Source organism: Peribacillus sp. FSL E2-0218 (genome assembly GCF_037992945.1).
GTDB lineage: Bacteria > Bacillota > Bacilli > Bacillales > DSM-1321 > Peribacillus > Peribacillus simplex_B.
Genome location: NZ_CP150304.1, coordinates 1,446,339 through 1,465,848 on the forward strand (window position 1 = coordinate 1,446,339; position 19,510 = coordinate 1,465,848).

General features: G+C 43.3%; 21 protein-coding genes. 15 read left to right on the forward strand and 6 right to left on the reverse strand.

All coding sequences use genetic code 11. The features are described from left to right. Positions 1-29: 29 nt before the first annotated feature. Positions 30-536 (reverse strand): GNAT family N-acetyltransferase, encoded by a 507-nt coding sequence (locus MHI53_RS06935; RefSeq protein ID WP_061144459.1) that lies wholly within the window; start codon positions 534-536, stop codon positions 30-32. Between the two features lie 217 nt (positions 537-753). Between MHI53_RS06935 and MHI53_RS06940 the strand changes: the two genes are divergently transcribed. The 4 genes from MHI53_RS06940 to MHI53_RS06955 all read left to right on the forward strand — a co-directional run bounded on the left by MHI53_RS06940 (position 754) and on the right by MHI53_RS06955 (position 3,424). Continuing rightward, positions 754-1,458 carry a GDSL-type esterase/lipase family protein gene (locus tag MHI53_RS06940; RefSeq protein ID WP_340373105.1) on the forward strand — a complete coding sequence of 235 codons (705 nt, stop codon included), beginning with the start codon at positions 754-756 and terminating at the stop codon, positions 1,456-1,458. Between the two features lie 189 nt (positions 1,459-1,647). After that, positions 1,648-2,130, forward strand: coding sequence for a DinB family protein (locus MHI53_RS06945; RefSeq protein ID WP_340373106.1), 483 nt, complete (start codon positions 1,648-1,650; stop codon positions 2,128-2,130). Positions 2,131-2,266: 136 nt separating this feature from the next. Further along, entirely contained in the window at positions 2,267-2,731 is a 465-nt protein-coding gene (locus MHI53_RS06950; protein ID WP_081092580.1) for a M15 family metallopeptidase, read from the forward strand. A gap of 135 nt (positions 2,732-2,866) precedes the next feature. Continuing rightward, positions 2,867-3,424, forward strand: a complete 558-nt coding sequence (locus MHI53_RS06955) for an acyl-CoA thioesterase (RefSeq protein ID WP_061144463.1) — start codon at positions 2,867-2,869, stop codon at positions 3,422-3,424. A 331-nt stretch (positions 3,425-3,755) separates the two neighbouring features. On the opposite strand, the gene MHI53_RS06960 is transcribed toward MHI53_RS06955, so the two are convergent. Further along, positions 3,756-4,391: a Bax inhibitor-1/YccA family protein gene (locus MHI53_RS06960; protein ID WP_061144464.1), complete on the reverse strand. Its 636-nt coding sequence runs from the start codon at positions 4,389-4,391 to the stop codon at positions 3,756-3,758. Positions 4,392-4,884: 493 nt separating this feature from the next. Between MHI53_RS06960 and MHI53_RS06965 the strand changes: the two genes are divergently transcribed. From MHI53_RS06965 to MHI53_RS07000, 8 genes are all read left to right on the forward strand, one after another. Continuing rightward, positions 4,885-5,910 carry an ABC transporter ATP-binding protein gene (locus MHI53_RS06965; RefSeq protein ID WP_340373107.1) on the forward strand — a complete coding sequence of 342 codons (1,026 nt, stop codon included), beginning with the start codon at positions 4,885-4,887 and terminating at the stop codon, positions 5,908-5,910. Further along, positions 5,888-6,814 carry an ATP-binding cassette domain-containing protein gene (locus MHI53_RS06970; protein ID WP_061144466.1) on the forward strand — a complete coding sequence of 309 codons (927 nt, stop codon included), beginning with the start codon at positions 5,888-5,890 and terminating at the stop codon, positions 6,812-6,814. Before MHI53_RS06965 ends, MHI53_RS06970 begins: the two co-directional genes overlap by 23 nt. A 15-nt stretch (positions 6,815-6,829) precedes the next feature. Further along, complete coding sequence (gene opp4B, locus MHI53_RS06975; RefSeq protein WP_340373108.1) at positions 6,830-7,795, forward strand: oligopeptide ABC transporter permease; 966 nt, start codon at positions 6,830-6,832, stop codon at positions 7,793-7,795. A 16-nt stretch (positions 7,796-7,811) separates the two neighbouring features. Beyond that, positions 7,812-8,717, forward strand: coding sequence for an ABC transporter permease (locus MHI53_RS06980; protein WP_155645595.1), 906 nt, complete (start codon positions 7,812-7,814; stop codon positions 8,715-8,717). Positions 8,718-8,736: 19 nt separating this feature from the next. Then, entirely contained in the window at positions 8,737-10,503 is a 1,767-nt protein-coding gene (opp4A, locus tag MHI53_RS06985) for an oligopeptide ABC transporter substrate-binding protein (RefSeq protein WP_061144468.1), read from the forward strand. 113 nt (positions 10,504-10,616) lie between these two features. Beyond that, positions 10,617-10,805, forward strand: a complete 189-nt coding sequence (locus MHI53_RS06990; protein WP_034314269.1) for a hypothetical protein — start codon at positions 10,617-10,619, stop codon at positions 10,803-10,805. Positions 10,806-10,861: 56 nt separating this feature from the next. Further along, positions 10,862-10,996 (forward strand): hypothetical protein, encoded by a 135-nt coding sequence (locus MHI53_RS06995; protein WP_260320344.1) that lies wholly within the window; start codon positions 10,862-10,864, stop codon positions 10,994-10,996. Between the two features lie 96 nt (positions 10,997-11,092). Next, complete coding sequence (locus MHI53_RS07000; protein WP_340373655.1) at positions 11,093-12,133, forward strand: M42 family metallopeptidase; 1,041 nt, start codon at positions 11,093-11,095, stop codon at positions 12,131-12,133. A gap of 79 nt (positions 12,134-12,212) precedes the next feature. Here MHI53_RS07000 and MHI53_RS07005 read toward each other — a convergent pair whose 3' ends face one another. Continuing rightward, a complete protein-coding gene (locus tag MHI53_RS07005; RefSeq protein WP_061144469.1) occupies positions 12,213-12,635 on the reverse strand; it encodes a pyridoxamine 5'-phosphate oxidase family protein in 423 nt (140 codons plus the stop codon). 169 nt (positions 12,636-12,804) lie between these two features. Between MHI53_RS07005 and MHI53_RS07010 the strand changes: the two genes are divergently transcribed. Beyond that, entirely contained in the window at positions 12,805-13,620 is an 816-nt protein-coding gene (locus MHI53_RS07010) for a cyanophycinase (RefSeq protein ID WP_061144470.1), read from the forward strand. Next, positions 13,617-16,238: a cyanophycin synthetase gene (gene cphA, locus MHI53_RS07015; RefSeq protein ID WP_340373109.1), complete on the forward strand. Its 2,622-nt coding sequence runs from the start codon at positions 13,617-13,619 to the stop codon at positions 16,236-16,238. Before MHI53_RS07010 ends, cphA begins: the two co-directional genes overlap by 4 nt. Positions 16,239-16,367: 129 nt before the next feature. Here the strand turns inward: cphA and yidC are convergent, their stop codons facing one another. Then, on the reverse strand, positions 16,368-17,153 hold the full coding sequence (gene yidC, locus MHI53_RS07020; protein WP_260320345.1) for a membrane protein insertase YidC: 786 nt from the start codon (positions 17,151-17,153) through the stop codon (positions 16,368-16,370). Between the two features lie 27 nt (positions 17,154-17,180). Further along, a complete protein-coding gene (locus tag MHI53_RS07025) occupies positions 17,181-17,468 on the reverse strand; it encodes a hypothetical protein (RefSeq protein WP_061144472.1) in 288 nt (95 codons plus the stop codon). A gap of 297 nt (positions 17,469-17,765) precedes the next feature. Here MHI53_RS07025 and MHI53_RS07030 point away from each other — a divergent pair, with 297 nt between their 5' ends. Beyond that, positions 17,766-18,245, forward strand: a complete 480-nt coding sequence (locus MHI53_RS07030; protein ID WP_340373110.1) for a transporter — start codon at positions 17,766-17,768, stop codon at positions 18,243-18,245. Positions 18,246-18,469: 224 nt separating this feature from the next. On the opposite strand, the gene MHI53_RS07035 is transcribed toward MHI53_RS07030, so the two are convergent. Then, positions 18,470-19,291, reverse strand: coding sequence for a glycerophosphodiester phosphodiesterase family protein (locus MHI53_RS07035; protein ID WP_340373111.1), 822 nt, complete (start codon positions 19,289-19,291; stop codon positions 18,470-18,472). Positions 19,292-19,510 lie beyond the last annotated feature (219 nt).

Below are 19,510 nucleotides of genomic sequence, written 5' to 3' on the forward strand. Positions count from 1 at the left end.
TATTGCTGAAAGCAATAGCTTTTGAATAATCATGCTTCTATACGTTTACCAAGGATGACCAAATCCCGTTCAACGCCATCGAGCTCGGCAACTTGCGGTAAGTGCGCCCATTCTTCAAAACCAAATTTGGAGAAAAGCTTCATGCTAGGTAAATTATGAGCAAATATGAAACCTAATAGAGTCTTCACCCCTAATTTTGGGCTTACTTCAATCGCCTGTTGAATCGAAACCTTTCCGATTCCTTTTCCCCGGAAATAATCATCGATATAGATGCTGATTTCCGCCGTAGCATTGTAGGCGGGCCTTCCATAGAAAGATTGAAAGCTCATCCATCCTGCGGTTTGTCCTTCAAAAGTAATGATATATAGCGGTCTGCTTTCTGAATTATGCTCCTCAAACCATTTAACCCTCGATTGTACAGATATCGGGTCCGTATCTGCGGTGACCATTCTGGAGGCAATTGTGGAATTGTAAATTTCCACAATTTTAGGCAAATCCGATAATTCAGCCTCTCTGAATTGTATGTACTCGTTCATCATAAACTCTCCAATCCATTCCTTTTATTAACATCCAGAAGTTCCTATTGCATAATTTGATAGTGAATTGTGGACATAACCAAATCATCTGAAAGTTTTATATTATCATACACCTTCTCCTCATTATCTGCCAATTCATTTTAATTGTTACTTATGCTCATTTTTGGGTATGTAACATATAAAATGCTTCTTAGATATAAAACAAAAGGAGAAACGAATGAAAAAATTAACTGGATTATTAATGATTGTCCTCATTATTTGTTTTGTCGTATATGAATTTCAGCAGGCTGGGGCGTCGAACCGTGTACAGCGGGTCATGGCTTTTGGCGATTCTTTAACATACGGTAAGGGAGATAAGCATGGGGAAGGCTATGTAAAAGGCTTAAGGGAAGAACTAAACAATCCTGAGTCGGATCAAAAAGTCAGCTTTTGGAATTATGGGATTAAAGGGCAGGAAACGGATGGCGTCCTCGAACAGCTCGATGATTACCGAATCCATACAAAACTCGATAAAGCGGACACTTTCATCGTCTATATCGGCACGAATGACTTCATCAATAGTAACGGCGGCGACTTGACCGAAATAAACGATCGGAAAATCGACGAGGGCAAGCGGGAATACATCAGGCATCTAAAACGGATCACGGAAACACTTTTAAAGGAAAATGATAAGGCCGATATCCTGGTAGTGGGCCTGTATAACCCGATCATTGGCAACCGAAAGATCGAAAAGCACATTCAGGATTATAACCAATCAATCAAGGATGTAGTGAAAAAGGACGAAAGGATGGTATTCATTCCCACCGATGATTTGTTTAAAAAGAAAAAGAAAGCCGATTATTTCAGTGATGAAATTCACCCCAATGAAAAAGGATATAGGCTCATCACAAATCGGATACTGGCAAGCTACGACTTCAAATGATAGCCATGGAATGTAGACAAACTCTAAACTGCCCCTTACCTGTTAAACAACGAATGAACATGTAAGAGGTATTTTACTCTCCTTTTTATCAAATCTTTTCGTTTCATAAGTACAATTATTTTACACATTACTATAGAACATGGAATAATTATGGGAGATTAATCCGGATTATATGAGGAGATGCTAATAATGAATCAAAATGAAAAAACCAGGGAAGAACTTCTGAATGCAGTCAATGGGCTTTCGGATGAACAGCTGAATGCCCATCCTGAAGAAGGACGTTGGAGCATTATCCAAGTATTGGATCATTTATATTTAATGGAGCGGGCCATCACAAAGAGCATTGCCGATAAATTGCAAAGTGATGAGAAAGTTCCAGCAGCGGACAAACCGATTGAGCTTACTGTAAATCGTGAAGTGAAGGTAGAAGCGCCTTCATATGTCGTTCCGTCGGAATCATTCCAAACCTTGCAAGAAGTCAAGGATAAATTGGCCGAGTCACGTGCCGCATTGGTACAACTTGTCGACAGCGCAGATGAAAAGGACCTTGAGGAAAAGTCATTTCCTCATCCGTTATTCAAGGATTTAAGTTTGAAGCAATGGATACCGTTCGTGGGATTGCATGAAAAAAGGCATTTACTGCAAATCGAAGAGCTAAAATCTAAATTATAAAAAAAGAAAAACTCATCCGAACCTGGTTGAGTTTTTCACTTTAGACAGAAAGGAACGTTCTGTGAAAGCTAACTGGGTTAAGGCATGTCTGGTCTTGTTTTGTTTCGGATGGTTGGCGGTTGTCTTGTACAAGAATATGCTTCCGCCTGATTTAGATGAAATCGAACTGGCAGATGAGCTGCATCCGATCGTCGCTGAAAAAAAAGATGAGCTCATTCAGCGGGCTAATGAATTAGACATCCCAATAATCATTACCGCCGGATATCGTTCTTTGGAAGAACAAAATAAACTATATGAAAAGGGTCGTTTAAATACGGGGAAAATCGTGACATATGCAAAAGGCGGCGAGTCGCTTCATAATTTCGGTTTGGCGATAGATTTCGCTCTCCTCAACAAACAAGGCGAGGCCATTTGGGATATGGACTATGACGGAAATGATAATCGGAAATCGGATTGGATGGAGGTCGTCACCGTTGCTAAAGGGCTGGGATTCGAATGGGGTGGGGATTGGCCAGGATTCAAGGACTACCCCCATCTGCAAATGACCTTTGGCTTAAGCTTGAGAGAGCTGCAGCAGGGCAAGCAGGCTAGAGGGCAGTGAGGCGGAATCAGCTCATTTCCCTTCTCGAATATTAGACGAAAAGCAGGAAAATAAGCTTGTATATTGCTTTACAGCCGAGAATTCGATAAAGTGGACTAGTGAGAAATCAGACATGAATGAAGGAGTGCAGTCACCATGGAAGAAATAAAGCATTGCCGGGACTCTTTGGTCATCAAAACAAGTCTTGTCCTCCCTCCCGATACAAATAATATTGGTACGATGTTCGGAGGCAAGCTAATGGCATATATTGATGATGTAGCGGCCATATCCGCCATGCGTCATGCCAGGAGCAACGTAGTTACCGCCTCTACCGATTCGGTTGATTTCCTTCACCCTATCCACGAAGGAAATGCCGTTTGTCTGGAAAGCTTCGTGACCTATACGGGCAGAACATCGATGGAAATCATCGTAAAAGTGATTGCTGAGGATTTAGTTACAGGAGATCGCAATTTATGTGTCATTTCCTTTTTGACCTTTGTCGCCATTAATGAACAAGGTAAACCTATACCGGTTCCCCATTTGGTTCCGGAAACCGAAATGGAAATCAATTTAAATGAATCGGCAAAACAACGGGCTCAAATAAGGAAAAAAAGAAGAGAAGATACACAGTTCATTGCAAGCACTTTTGGTGTCAAGCTGCCATGGAGCGAACAATCGAATCCAGGATTATATAAAGATGAAACTAATCATTAAGTGATTGGGCCATTGGCAGACAAAAGGTTTCAGAAAGGTATCCCTTTCCGAAGCCTTTTTTTGGTTATTGGACTTCGCTTTTGTTCAGAGGTGTGCATAAGCAAAGCTCGTCCCTGGAAAAGCTGATGCCTGCAAGGGAGACAAACGGGCAAAAGGTACACACCCATAAAAAGAGACGATCGACAAACTCGATTTTCACCTAGTTTTTCAATCGTGTTTGCCAAATCAAACAGAGATTGGGTCTTTTTAACATGGAGTTAAAAGGTATCCAATTCGGAGACTGAACGTCAAAAGACGCTTGGCTGCCTTCCAAGCGTCCTTTTGATCGGAACTAGTCATCACTTGCCAAAATACCAAAAAAGCGTAAGATGTTTATGAAAAGGTTAATGAAATCAAGATAGAGATTCAAGGCCATGAGCGGAACTTCCTCGGCCGTTACACCGTAATGCTTCATTCGATTGAAATCGTAAAGGATATACCCGCTGAAAACCAAAATCCCGATAAATGAAAAGACCAACATGGCTGTAGAGCTTAAAGGAAAGAAAATGTTGAAGATACCGATCACCACTAAAGCAAGCAAAGCGGCAAAGAGCATTCCTCCCAGGAAAGAAAGGTCCCTTTTGGTGGTCGTAGCATAAATGGCTAAACCTCCAAATACGACTGTCGTCGTTACACCGGCTAAAATCACTACATTAGCACCGGCAGCGGCCAAGTAATGAGCGATGATCGGATAGGTGGTAATCCCGGAAATCAACGTGAAGCTATACAGAAATGTGTATCCGATCGCTTTTTTCCTCCGCATGATGAAAGCCCCAATCAACATGGCAATCTCGAGGATCGCTAACGGGATGAACAAGGCCGGAGGAACAAAAGTGCCTATGGCCATCCCCAATACTGAAATGGCCAGTGATAATGCGAAGGTCCGCATCACGGATGGCATATAGGTTTGTACAGTTTGTGAATACATGTTTTCACCTCATCATTATTCTTCTACCGATACTTACGAATGGGTTTTAAAAAGGTTTCATTGTCCATAGGGAAATTTAGGTGTTTTTTTAAAGCTTCTGAAATATATATGAAAGAAACCTAATTTTATGAGCATCCTACCTTTATCCTAATTTTTCTGAAATATTAAAATATTCATCTGATTTATTTACTGATACCCTTTCGTCCAATAATATCAAACAATTCCAATATTTATCGTTTTTGTTATATTAAAATAATGAAGTAGGGAATGGTTAGTCCAAGCTTTTTAACCAGCTTCATGACTTTACTGTGTAACAGCTATAAAGGAAAAGATTTTTTATACCAGAAAATTATTCCTAAAGTTATAAAAAGAGAAAAAATTGTCATTATTTTGTATAAAAACTATTGTGTAAATGTAAAAAATTGATTAAAATCTTAACTAATTATCAGAAGATTAATTATTTTCCCGATAAAATAGTTTAGGGGGAGCAAGGATGAATAAAGCTATTTTGGAAATAGAGAATCTGACAACTTCATTTCGAATCGGAAGTACATATCATGCTGCTGTGGATGATGTTTCGTTTACGGTAAATGAAAACGAAATTGTAGCCGTGGTTGGAGAATCAGGTTGTGGAAAAAGTGCTTTGGCCTTATCCATTATGCAACTACATAATAAACAAAGGACTAAATCAGAAGGAACCATACATTATAACGGGCAAAACCTGCTGAAGTTGAATGATACACAAATGAATAAAGTCCGCGGAAAGGAATTGGGGATGATCTTCCAGGAACCTTTAACGGCCTTGAATCCGCTCATGACGATCGGAAAACAAATCGAGGAAAACCTTGATTACCATACCAAACTTTCCAAGGATGAAAAAAAGAAAAGGACAATCGAGCTTCTGACTCAAGTGGGAATTCCTTACCCTGAACGTACGTACAAGCAATTTCCGCATGAGCTATCGGGCGGAATGCGGCAAAGGGCGATGATCTCGATTGCCATTGCCTGCAACCCTGCACTGGTCATTGCCGATGAACCCACGACCGCCCTGGATGTCACGATTCAAGCGCAAATACTAGATTTGCTGAAGGATATCCAAAGCAGGACAAGGATGGGAATCATCTTGATTACACACGACTTGAGCGTCGTGGCAGAGGTTGCGGACAGGATCGTTGTCATGTATGCGGGTCAGGTAGTGGAGACGGGGAGCGTCAAGGAAATATTCAACAATCCGCTTCATCCGTATACGAGGTCTTTATTGAATTCGATTCCTTCGGCGTCACATGAGAAAAACCGTTTGCATGTTATTGAGGGAATCGTTCCATCCATCGCGAAAATGGATAGGATTGGATGCCGTTTCCAAGACAGGATTCCATGGATTCCAAGGCATGCACATGAAGAGAGGCCTCAGCTTCACGAAGTGGCCAAGGGCCATTTTGTACGGTGTACCTGCTATAAAGAATTTTATTTCCAAGCAAAAGGAGATGAATCGACCCATGACATTACTCAAAGTAGATAACTTGAAAGTGCATTTTCCGATTAGGGGAGGTTTTTTTCGAAGGGTGGTCGATCATGTAAAGGCAGTGGACGGCGTTTCCTTTGAATTGCAGCAAGGAGAAACATATGGATTGGTCGGGGAATCGGGCAGCGGCAAATCGACGACAGGTAAGGCAGTTGTCAAGCTGAATGATGTGACATCGGGACAAATCCTGTTTGAAGGCAGGGATTTAGCGGGCCTAAGTAGAAAAGAGATTAAACCATTCCGAAAAGATATCCAAATGATCTTCCAAGACCCGTATTCTTCATTGAATCCGAAGAAGCGGGTGCTGGACATCATTGCCGAACCGCTGAGGAATTTCGAACGGCTATCACCGGCGGAGGAAAAGAAGATCGTTCAGGACTTCCTGGACAAGGTAGGACTCAGTCCGGAATCGATCCATAAATATCCCCATGAATTTTCAGGGGGACAGCGCCAGCGGATCGGGATTGCCCGTTCATTGACATTGAAGCCAAAGTTGATCATAGCGGATGAGCCGGTTTCGGCCTTGGATGTTTCCGTACAGGCACAGGTATTGAATTTTCTTCAGGACCTTCAGCAGGAATTCAATTTGACTTATTTATTCGTCGGCCACGATTTAGGTGTCATCCGGCATATGTGTGACCGGATGGGTGTCATGTATCGCGGTAGATTGGTTGAGGAAGGCAAAAGCGATGAAATCTATGAAAATCCCCAACATATATATACGAAACGGCTGATTGCCGCCATTCCGGATTTAGAGCCGGAAGTTCGCGGGGAAAAGGTGAAGCTCAGAAAGAAGCTTACGGCGGAATACGAGTCTTCCTATTCAACATTTTTCGATGAAAATGGCCGGGCCTATGATTTGAAGCCAATCTCATCGACCCATAGAGTTGCATTACAATAAGGAGGTGGAAGGAATATGTGGAAGTTTATCCTCAGACGTTTTTTAGTTATGATCCCGCAGCTCTTTTTATTGAGCCTCATCGTTTTCATGATGGCAAAAGCCATGCCGGGAGATGCCCTGTCGGGGCAAGAACTCAACCCTAAGGCCAATCCTGCCGAGCTTGAAAGAGTAAGGGAAGAGCTGGGCTTGAATGATCCTTGGTACCAACAATATGGAAGGTGGGTATCGAATGCTGTACAGGGGGACTTCGGTATTTCCTATACACATAAAACACCTGTTATCGATGTTATCGAGGACAGACTGTGGAACACGGTGTTCCTGGCGCTGGTCACGCTGATCTTTACATATATGCTGGCAATTCCGTTAGGCATACTGAGCGGCAGGTACAACGATACCTGGATCGACAAATCCGTGACGGGCTATAGTTATTTGGGCTTTGGCACACCGATTTTCATCTTTGCCTTGATCATGTTGTTCATTTTCGGTTTTGCCCTGGATTGGTTCCCGTCTGGAGGCAGTGTCGATTCCAAGGTGGATGAAGGGACATTCGCTTATGTGGTAAGTAAGATCAATCATTTGATTTTACCGGCGTTAAGTACGGCTTTAATTGCCACGACAAGCACGATCCAATATTTACGAAATGAAATCATCGACAATAAAATCAAGGATTTCGTCAGGACGGCCCGTTCTAAGGGAGTGCCTGAATCAAACGTATATTCCCGTCATATCCTTAGAAATTCGTTTTTGCCGATCGCGGCATTTTTAGGGTACGAAATTACTGGTTTGATCGGGGGCTCTGTCATAATCGAGACCATTTTCAGTTATCCGGGTCTTGGGCAGCTTTTCCTCAGTTCAGTGAGTCTGCGGGATTTCAGCGTTGTCACGGCCATTGTCATGATGACGGGATTTGCCACGCTGCTTGGCACACTTCTTTCGGACATCATACTCAGTGCGGTCGATCCGCGCATACGGATAGAATAGGAGCGGGGTGAGTCGTATGGAAATGAAAGTGGAGACAGGAAAGAACATACAAGTGCAGGATGTGAGCCCCTCAGGCATGAAAATCATCTGGCAGGAGATTAAAAGGGATAAGCTTGCGATGGGCTCATTGATTATATTGGCAGCTATATTGATTTTTGTTTACGGCGCGGCTTTATTCATGGATGCGAAAGAAATCGCCAAGGTCGATTTCCTCTCCATTTATTTGGAGCCATCTTCCGATTATTGGCTCGGAACCGATTATGGCGGACGTGATGTATTCGGACAGCTTATCGTAGGTACGAGAAATTCATTTACGATCAGCTTGTTCATTACTTTATTCACGGCGATCATCGGGTTGTCATTTGGATTGCTTGCGGGTTACTTCGGCGGAGCCACCGATAATGTGATCATGCGTGTCATCGATTTCGTGATTGCCCTGCCGCAGCTGATGTTCATCATTGTGGTGGTGACGATCGTTCCGGTATTCAATGTGTATGTTTTCATCTTGATCATGACGATGTTTTTATGGACAGGAAAGGCGAGGCTGATCCGCTCCAAGGCATTGTCAGAGCGTGAGCTGGACTATATCCATGCCTCACAGACACTGGGAACGCCGCATTGGAAGATCATCCTTTTTCAGCTTCTGCCCAATGTAAGCTCACTGATCATCGTCAATTTCATTTTGAACCTGGCAGGCAACATTGGCCTGGAATCCAGTTTGACTTTCTTGGGGTTCGGCCTTCCGGAGAGCACCCCGAGTCTTGGAACGCTCATCAGTTACGCGCGAAATCCAGATGTTCTGGAAAATAAGTGGTGGATTTGGGTACCCGCATCAATCATGATATTAGTGCTGATGCTGAGTATAAATTTTGTTGGCCAAGCGTTAAAACGCGCCGCCGATGCAAGGCAAAGAAGAGGATAAAAAAAGGGGAGTGTTTGATATGAAGATCAAAGGCTATGTTAAAGTACTTAGTGCATTGGCAATTTCATCTCTACTGCTTGCTGCTTGTTCGGATGATACCGAGAAATCGTCAACGCAAGAGAAAAAGGGGAAAGCGGTCCAACAGGTCGATGCTTCTAAATTCCCGACAAAGACGACTAATCAGGGAGAGCCGATCAAAGGCGGACACCTGACATACGGATTGGTATCTAATACACCGTTCGAAGGAATCCTGAATAAAGTTTTCTATCAAGGTGAACCAGATCACCAAATAATCACATTTTTGGATGATGAAGATTTATTGGATACAGATGAAAACTATGTATTCACGAATGATGGCGCCGCTTCCTATGAAATTTCTGACGATCATAAAACGGTTACGCTGACGATTAAAGATAATGTTAATTGGCAGGATGGCAAGCCTGTTACAGGTGCCGATTTGGAATATGCCTATCTTGTAATCGGAAGCAAGGATTATAAAGGTGTGCGCTATGATGAACAAATGGCATTAATTGAAGGTATGGAAGAATATCATGCCGGAAAAGCGGATAGCATTTCAGGCATTAAAGTAGACGGCAAGAAAATCACCTTCACATTCAAGAAAGGAAATCCATCCGTAACGACAGGCTTATGGACATATCCGCTTCACAAAGAATACTTAAAAGATGTGCCGATTGCCGATTTGGAATCTTCGGATAAAATCCGGAAAAACCCAATCGGGTTCGGGCCATTCAAAGTGAAGAAAATCGTCCAAGGCGAAGCCGTGGAATTCGAAGCGAACAAGGATTATTATCGCGGGGCACCTAAATTGGACAGCGTCACTTTGAAAGTCGTGAATCCTTCCGTTGTCGTTAAATCACTTGAAAATGGTGATATCGATGTGGCGGAGGTCCTGGCTGAGCAATATGAACAAGCCAAGGAACTCGATAATGTCGAATTATTGGGGAAAGTTGAATTGGCTTATTCTTATATCGGCTTCAATTTCGGTCAATATGATAAGGAAAAAGAAGAAAATGTCATGGATGAGAATCCAAAATTCAAAGACAAGCGCCTCCGTCAGGCGATGGCCTATGCAATCAATAACAAAGAAGTGGGCGAAAAGATGTTCAAGGGGCTCCGTTTCCCTGCCAACTCGGTCATTACACCTAACTTTAAATATAACAATAAAGATTTAAAAGCCTATGAATACAATCCAGAAAAAGCAAAAAAACTTTTGGATGAAGCAGGATTCGTGGATACAAATAATGATGGCATTCGTGAAGATGCAGATGGGAAAGAATTCAAAATTAACTTTGCATCAATGAGCGGATCCGATGTTTCCGAGCCATTAGCAAGATATTATATTCAACAATGGGAGCAAGTGGGCATAGACGTTGAATTGCTCGATGGAAGGCTTCATGAGTTCAATTCCTTCTATGATCTGTTGAAAAAAGATAATGACGATGTTGATATGTATCAAGCTGCATGGGGCGTCGCTTCCGATCCTGATCCATCCGGTCTTTGGTCAAGATCTGCAGAATTCAACTATACTCGCTGGGTGAATGATAAAAATGACGAGCTTCTGGCGAAAGGAATTTCAGAGGAAGCCTTCGATGATCAATATCGGATCGATACGTACAATGAGTGGCAAAAACTGATTCATGATGAGGTTCCAGTCATTCCGACATTATTCCGTTACCAATTGACGGGAGTGAATGATCGTGTTACTGGTTACGACTTCCTAGCAGGACGCCAATATCAATGGCATAATGTAGGTGTTACTAAATAAGATGATCGCTGATTCCAATCGGCCGCCTGAATGGGCGGCCGATTTTTTTTGTGTTTCAAGGAACTGCATTACGGTTATATAGATAATAGTAATTAATTGGAAGGGTGATTTTGATGGAAGTGAGAAATCCTAATGAAACAAAGAGAGAGCTGGAAATATTGTTTACTGAATCGGTTGGCCGATTATTGAAGCCGCTGGAAGAGGAAATCATTGCGGACATTGTTGCCTATCCAGATGAAAAGCGCATAGCCTTCTTGGAATATATGAAGGAAATGTCCAACAAGCAAAGACAATTAAAATAGTAAGGTGAACTTTTATAGTAAGGTGAACTTTCATCATCCATCGAGGAGGGTTCTTTATGGGAAGTGAAGATAGAAGCAGATATAAAGTTTGGCGGGATAAGTGGAAAAGGCAAATGAATATGGAGAATATCGCTTTATACGGGATCACGACATTGGTGATGGCGATCATGCCCGTTGTTGCACATATTTAGATAAGCGATCGGAGGGCCGTCTAATGACGGTCCTTTGTATGTTAAAAGCTGGCAGGAAAAGCTATAATAAATAGGAAGGGAGAGATAATCATGAGCATGATCAACGAAAAGGAAATCGTTTCTTACATAAAAGAGTTAGTGACGATACCAAGTCCGTCGGGATATACGGAGGAGGCGATAAAGTACGCGGCCGAATTCATGGGGAACAGGAAGGTTCCATACGAGATCACCAATAAAGGGGCATTGCTTGCTTCAATAAAGGGGGAAGATGATGGCAAACATCGCTTGCTGACGGCTCATGTCGATACGCTGGGAGCGATGGTGAAGGAGATCAAGCCGAATGGCCGCCTTAAGTTGACGATGATAGGCGGTTTCCGCTGGAATTCAGTGGAGGGGGAATATTGTAAAATCCATACCGCTGATGGGAAAATCATCACCGGGACCATATTGATCAATCAAACCTCTGTGCATGTTTATAAAAATGCCGGGGACGCCAAGCGTGATGAAGAGACAATGGAAGTCCGGATAGATGCTGTCGTGAAAACGAAAGCGGAAACCGAGGCGATAGGCATTTCCGTTGGCGACTTTGTCTCCTTCGAGCCAAGAGTGGAAGTCACGGATGGAGGATTTTTGAAATCAAGGCATTTGGATGATAAAGCAAGCGTCGGAATCCTACTTCATATCATTGATCTCATTTCTGCAGGGAAGATAAAATTGGCCTATACGACCCATTTCCTGATTTCCAACAACGAAGAAATCGGCTATGGCGGCAATTCCAATATCCCCGGGCAGACAGTCGAATATCTGGCGGTCGATATGGGAGCGATCGGTGATGGACAAGCGACGGATGAATTCAGCGTTTCGATTTGCGCGAAAGATTCCTCGGGTCCGTATCATTATCGATTGCGTCAGCATCTTGTCGCCTTGGCCCAAGCCCATGCGATTGACTACCGTGTCGATATATACCCCTATTACGGTTCGGATGCTTCCGCCGCCATCCGCGCAGGCCATGATGTCGTCCACGGTTTGATCGGGCCGGGAATCGATGCATCCCATGCCTTTGAACGGACTCACCTTTCATCATTAAAACATACGGCCAATCTGATCCTGCATTATATCGAATCAGAGATGATGTAAACAGTAAAAGCCCACACTTCTTTCAACTGAGTGTGGGCTTTTAAGTGGGCAAATAAAATGGGTATAGCCACGTCCGTTTCTATAATGATAATTCTTGTGGAGGCTCACCATTGTTATTCATCAATCGGATGCTGTCAGGCTTGATTTGCAGAATGATATAGTTAGGGTCTTTGGGACCTTCGAACCAATGTTCAAACGACTCATGCCATAATTTATCCTTCAGGTCCTGTGAATCGTTCACTTTCGAGGTTCCGGATATTTCTAAATAAGAATCACCTAATCCTTCATTTTCATAGCCGATCAGGATATGGACATTAGGGTTTTTTTCGATTTCATCAATTTTTTCCGTCTTGGCACTTGATGGTGTGTATAAAGTCAAATCGTCGTTAAAAAATGTCATGTAGCGTGAATGTGGTTTGTTATTTTCTACAGATGATAAAACTCCAGTCTTAGAATCACTGAGGATATTCAATACTTTTTCTTTTAATTGGTTTTGGCTCATCTTCGCACACTCCTTTTATTTTTTACTCTAATACTTTTCCTCTTTTTTCATAAAGTTAAACAAAATTCTGCAGTTTGCCAATTTAATGAATGAATACTGGCTCAAGATGCCATACTAGTCATTATGTGTTCTGACAGAGTAATTAATGAAGTAAGGGTGATTATAGGAAATGAATTGTGGTGAATTGCTTATCATTGGCGGTGCCGAGGATAAGTGCCTTGAAGGTGAAGTGTTAAATAAATTTGTCGAGCTTGCTCTCCGTCGTTCCGATGGCGGGATTGGAATCCTGCCTACAGCGAGTGAAATTCCTGAAGAGATGAGCAAACAGTATATCAAGATTTTTAGAGCTTTAGGAGTTGACAGGGTTGAAGTGATCAAGCTGGATTCGCGGGAAGAGGCAGATGATCCCCTCATGTGCGAACAGCTGGAATCCCTTTCTGCGCTTTTCATAACGGGAGGCAACCAAAGCCGGCTATCCGAACGGATCGGTCAATCCAAATTCCACCAAGCACTATCCAAAGCATGGCATCAAGGCATGGTGATAGCAGGGACAAGTGCCGGTGCTTCCATTATTGGCAAGCATATGATCGTGGCCGCCGACACGATGCTGAATGATGATAAGTTAAAGGTCGAGATTGGAATAGGTTTCGGGTTCCTGGATGGTTTGCTAATCGATCAGCATTTTTCCCAGCGCGGCCGGTTCGACCGTCTGTTAAGTGCAATAGCGGTAAACAAGGAATTGCTGGGCATTGGCATCGATGAAAATACAGCCATTTTAGTTAAAGACGGCCTTTTTGAAGTCTATGGGCAACATGAAGTACTGGTGCTTGATGGCAGCAAAAGTGATTATATTCACGTCACGACCTCCGATAATGGAAGTGAAGAGCTGACTCTCTCGGGATTCTGCCTTCATGCTCTTACAAGGGGCTATCGTTTTGACCTGGTGACCAGAAAATTGTTAATGAAAAAGGGGATCCAACCATGATAATCAAGAGAGTCCGTTACTTAAAAGGACCCAATTATTTTGCATATACTCCGACGATCTGCATCGATTTGGATTTGGAGGAACTGGAAGAGAAACCTTCCGATACCATTCCAGGATTCAATGAAAACCTGTTGAAAACGCTCCCGAACCTAGGGAATCATACATGCTCCAAAGGGTATCGGGGAGGTTTTGCCGAGAGGCTGCGCCAAGGTACTTGGATGGGGCATGTTTTGGAGCATATGGCGATCGAGCTACAAAACCTGGCAGGAATCGATGTCATTCGCGGAAAAACGATCATGATGGAAAAAAAGGGACATTACCAGGTTACCTTTGACTATCAAGAGCCGGAATCCGGTCTCCAAGCCTTCTTGGCAGCAAAGGAAATCGTCGAAGCCATCCTTAATGATGAGAAAGAGATAAATGTCCAATTCCATGTAAAACAAATAGAAGATTTATATTATAAAAATAAATTGGGACCAAGTACAGAAGCGATTTTTAAGGCTGCATATGAAAAAAACATCCCTGTCGAACGTATTGGCGATGATAGTTTGCTGCGTTTAGGAACAGGTTCAAGGCAGAAGTATGTCCAGGCGACCATTTCAAGCCAAACCTCGAATATCGCCGTCGAAAATGCCTGTGATAAATCTTTAACAAAATCGATCTTAAAAGGGTGCGGCCTTCCGGTTCCTGAAGGGGAAATAGCCCATTCAATCGAAGAGATATTCGAAACGGCGGACAGAATCGGTTTTCCGCTCGTTATAAAACCGTATAACGGCAGGCAGGGACAGGGTGTCATCACCCATATCAAGAATAAGGATGAACTTTTCAATGTCATCAATTGCCTGGAAGCGTACGTGAAGAAATATATCGTCGAACGGCATATTGAAGGACATGATTACCGTATGCTAATCGTGAATGGGGAGCTTATAGCGACCAGTTTGAGGCTTCCTCCCTATGTGATTGGAAACGGAAATGAAACGATACGCAGATTGATAGAAAAGGAAAACCGCAATCCTTTGCGGGGCGATGGCCATGAAAAACCAATGTCTAAAATCCCGCTGACACATACCGTGACATGCTACTTGGAAAAAACGAATCGGACACTCAACTCGATCCCGAAGCAAGGGGAGCTGGTCCAAGTTGCCGGCAACGCAAATCTCTCGACTGGCGGCAAGGCTATCGATGTAACGGAGCAGGTCCATCCAACCATTAAGAAAATGGCGATTGCAGCTGCAAAAGCGATTGGATTGGATATTGCCGGAATTGATTTTATTTGTGAGGATATTTCAATGCCGCTCAATGATTCACGGACGGCAATCATTGAAGTCAACGCTGCTCCCGGTATCCGGATGCACCATTATCCGAGTGAAGGGGAAAAACGGGAGGTAGGCAAAGCCATCATCGATTATTTATTCCCGTCCCGGGAAGATGCGGCGATACCGGTCATCGCAGTGACGGGAACGAATGGAAAAACGACAACGACCAGAATGATTCATTATTTCCTTTCGAATGATGACACCAAGGTTGGAATGACCAATTCAGATGGGGTCTATATAGGTGAAGACATATTGGATCAAGGTGATTGCAGCGGACCGATCAGTGCAAGGATGGTGCTGTCCCATCCTGAAGTGAATGCAGCGGTTTTGGAAACGGCACGAGGAGGAATCTTGCGTGAAGGCCTGGCCTTCCGCCAATGTGATGTGGGTGTCATTACGAATGTGAGTGAAGATCATCTCGGCTGTGATGGTATGGATACGATGGAGGATCTTGTGAAATTAAAGCGTCTGATAGCCGAAGTCGTTCTGGATACGGGGTATTGTATCCTGAATGCCGATGATCCGAAGGTGGCCGCAATGGGGGCATATACAGATGGGGAAGTCATTTATACCTCGACGGACGCCAATCAGCTGTTAGTGAAGGAAGCGATTAAAATGGGTCAAAAGGTTTGGTTCGTAAATGAACAAGGGATGATCCTGCATTCATCAGCAGGTGTCACACAGCCGTTCATGGATTGTACCATGATCCCCATCACGATTTCGGGGATGGCCCGTCATAATATCGCCAATTTGCTTCAGGCGCTGGCTGCAGCCCATACACAAGGCGTATCCATGGAAGAACTACGAAAGAAGGCAGTGACTTTTATGCCTGATACCAACTTGTCAAAAGGACGTTTCAATTTAAAGAAATTGAATGAGCGGACCATCATCATCGACTATGCCCATAATGAGGCGGGGTTGAAGGCAATATTCGAAACGGTGGGTGCCTATAACAGAAATCGACTTATCACCGTTCTGGCAGGTCCGGGAGACCGTGTTGATGAGGAGCTCATCAGGCTTGCCAAGGTGGCGGCCGTCCATTCCGATTTATTCATCATTAAGGAAGATGACGATTTACGGGGAAGGAAGCCACGCGAAGTAGCCGGGCTGCTCCAGGAAGCTGCGGAAGAAGCAGGGCTGCATAAGAATCGGGCCAGGATCGTTTTGAATGAGTTGGATGCATTCATGAACGCTTGGGAAGCATCTCGACCAGGAGATCTGTTACTTTTCTTCTACACGGATTTCGAATATGTCGAGCAGTTTTTTCAAAAGGTTTCCAGCGACAGCTTATCAAAAAAATGAAAGAACGTGCATTTCGCCCTGCGAAGTGCACGTTCTTTCATGTATGCTTGTTTATAGAGAACGTACCCCCTAAGCAGAGTTGTTTTAAAGCAACAAGCAACTGCCTTCGAGGGTACGTTTCATGATGAATTAGCTTTTTTTGATAACCGTCTCATTCCCGGCAGGGACACTGACGTGGTCTTTTTTATATACGCGTTGCAGGACGATCGTCTGGGCGATCATGAATAATCCACCGATTGACCAATACAATGGCAAGGCGGCAGGAGCGGAGAAAGAAATGAATAAAATCATCACTGGCGAGAGCAGGCTCATCAGCTTCATTTGTTTCTGCTGTTCCTCGGGCATTTGTCTCATGGATATGACCGATTGGAAATAATAAATGACACCGGCAATAATCGCCATGGCAATATTCGGCTGGCCAAGGCTGAACCAAAGGAAGTTATGTGTCGCAATTTCATGGGATCCTTTAATCGCATAATAAAAACCCATCAAGATCGGCATTTGGATCAATAGTGGCAGACAACCCATGTTTAACGGGTTGACTCCATGCTTTTGGTAAAGCTGCATCATTTCCTGCTGCAGGGCTTTTTGTTTAGCCGGATCTTTCGTTTCTTTAATCTTCTGTTGGATGGCAGTCATTTCAGGTTTCAGGCCATTCATTTTCGTTTTCATGCTGAGCTGTGTTTTATATTGCTTGGCAGTCAATGGAAGCAGGACAAGACGGATGAAAAATGTCATCATGATGATGCTCAACCCATAGTTACCATTAAATAAATTGGCATTGAATTCAAGCATTTTCGTCATTGGATTAACCAAACCTGTATGAAATGGACCGCTTGCAGCTGCAGAGCAACCTGACATAAGGACCGTTGCCAGGATCAGTACCGTAATAAGTAACACGCTTTTCTTTTTCAAATTAATTCCTCCTCAAATTGTTTTTGTTTAAACAACTAGTAGGAGGCTTGGCTCATCGGAATCATCGGGTGAATCCTTTTGCCTGATAAATGTGAAAAAGCGCTGTGCACCGCGCCAGTCAAAAGTGCTGCCTGTATGAACAGGGGATTTACTTTGATCGGAATGGACGGAAGCTTGATATTTATCATTCAAGTGTGATTGCTTTTTATTTAAGAAGTAAAACGCCGCCAGTGGAAAGACAAAGGTCAACAAGTAACCTGCCCATACCGCATGACGAACGGTTTGATAATCAAATTCTAATAATAATTCCCACATAGGAATCCCTCGTTTTTGTCTAAGATAGGAAAATGTCATTCAGTTGACCGCTAAAATAAAATCCGATCTTACTGAGTTTAAATCATTAAGAACACTATATCAAATTCTAATGCAATCATGCCAAAAAATATAGGGATATTTTCAAAAAATAAACAGGGAATATTTTCACTTCGATGAAGTGGATGAGAAAGGCCCAAGGATATTCCAGAAGCATGAATGGAATGGAGGCGGCCATGGCACATATGATCCTTCGCCTACATAAGAATAAAAGGAAGTTCAATCATGAGGTGAAGATGGATGAAACCGTACGATTCGTTCAATCAACATAATAACTATTACCAACCTGAAAATGATGTTTATCAAAATATACACCCACAAACCAATGCTCATGATTTATGGGCAGCACCAGATTTAATTGAAAATCAACAATTGGCTGAAAGGATGCCTGGACCTCCTGGCCCGTCAGGCTCTTACCAGGGCGGGGGACAGGCAAGCCCGCCGCGGCCTCCACAAGGAGGGGGCCCGCCGCATATGGCGCCGCCTTTATTCATTCCAAAGCTTACTGGAGGTATGCTGCAGGCGTTAGATCCTGGTTCAATGAAAGGGTGCTTATACCAAAATACGTATGTTTGGCTAAGAAACGGCCGCTCGTTTTGGTTTTACCCCACTTATGTCGGCTATAATTCCGTAGCGGGCTATCGCTGGAGAAAAAGTCAGCAGCGATGGTCCTATTATGGAACCGACGCAAGTGAAATACAGGCCTTTCAATGCTTTTAAAAGCAATCGCCTTAAGTTGCGCGAACCATCCATAGTTTTGGAGAAATGGGACTTTGAGCGTGTCATTTCACTCTTGCGTCTGTGGAGTCTTCCTTGGACATGGATTCCCGCAGGTGTGTCATTGTACAACAATTTCATTATGAAAACAAAAAAAGTTACGGAAGCAGCCATTCCGTAACCTTTTTGTTTAATAACCGAACAGAGGGGGTAGGACCTTCAAGCATTCAATCCGAGAAATAATCAGGGAAATCTGAAATGATGCCGTCTACCTTCATTTTCTCGAACATGCGCATCCGTTTTTTATTGTTGACTGTCCAAGTATATACCTTCATCCCATGCTTTTGAATCCGCTGCTGAAGCTTCGGATCCAGGATCGTTTGCTTGGGATTTAAAAATGAAGCGAACTTCGCTATTTCCTTTAATGCTTCGTCATTGATCCTCCGCTTTATCAGTACCCCAACTTGTACTTCAGGCATCAGTAAATGAAACCTTCTCATGGAATCCGCATCGAACGAGTGAACCATGATCGGATTACTAAAGGATGCGCTTCCGATGTACTTCCTTAGCTCTTCCGCTAGCTTTGCTTCAATGCCGGGATAAAGGGATGGGTGTTTGATTTCGATTAAGAACCCAGCCTCGGTCCGGAATCTTTCGAATACTTCACTTAATAAAGGAATCCGCTCGTTTTTGAAACGTGAATGATACCAGCTCCCGGCATCGAATTCCTTTAATTCGGCAGCTGTGTAATCGCGGAGTCTTCCTTTACCGCTTGTCGTCCGATCCAGCGTCGGGTCATGATGAACCACAAGTACATCATCCTTACTAAGATGAATATCCAGCTCAAGCACTTCAGCTCCCAATTCGATCGCCTTCTTATAAGAAGCGACCGTATTCTCAGGGCAATGTCCGGCAGCGCCGCGATGTCCGATTTTGAGGGGGGAATGCTGGATATTGAAGTTCTCTTGGAAGACACTCTTCGAACCGTTCAGTTTAAGGGCGAAGAGGAAAAGTACGATCATCAAAATTATCAAGAAAAATCCAATCACCATTGACACTCCTTTTAGTAACAAAAATAAACTTCCTGGTTATCCTTTACCCTAGCTTAAAGAAAATAAAATAAGTTTGTCCATTGTCAGCCTCATTTCATCATTTTACATGTTGGATAAGGAAAAAGCATGGATCTTACTACAGTGATGTTAACCATTGTTCGAGAATGAAAAGGATTTATTGATGAGTGATGGAATACATATAGTTAAAGGAATAAT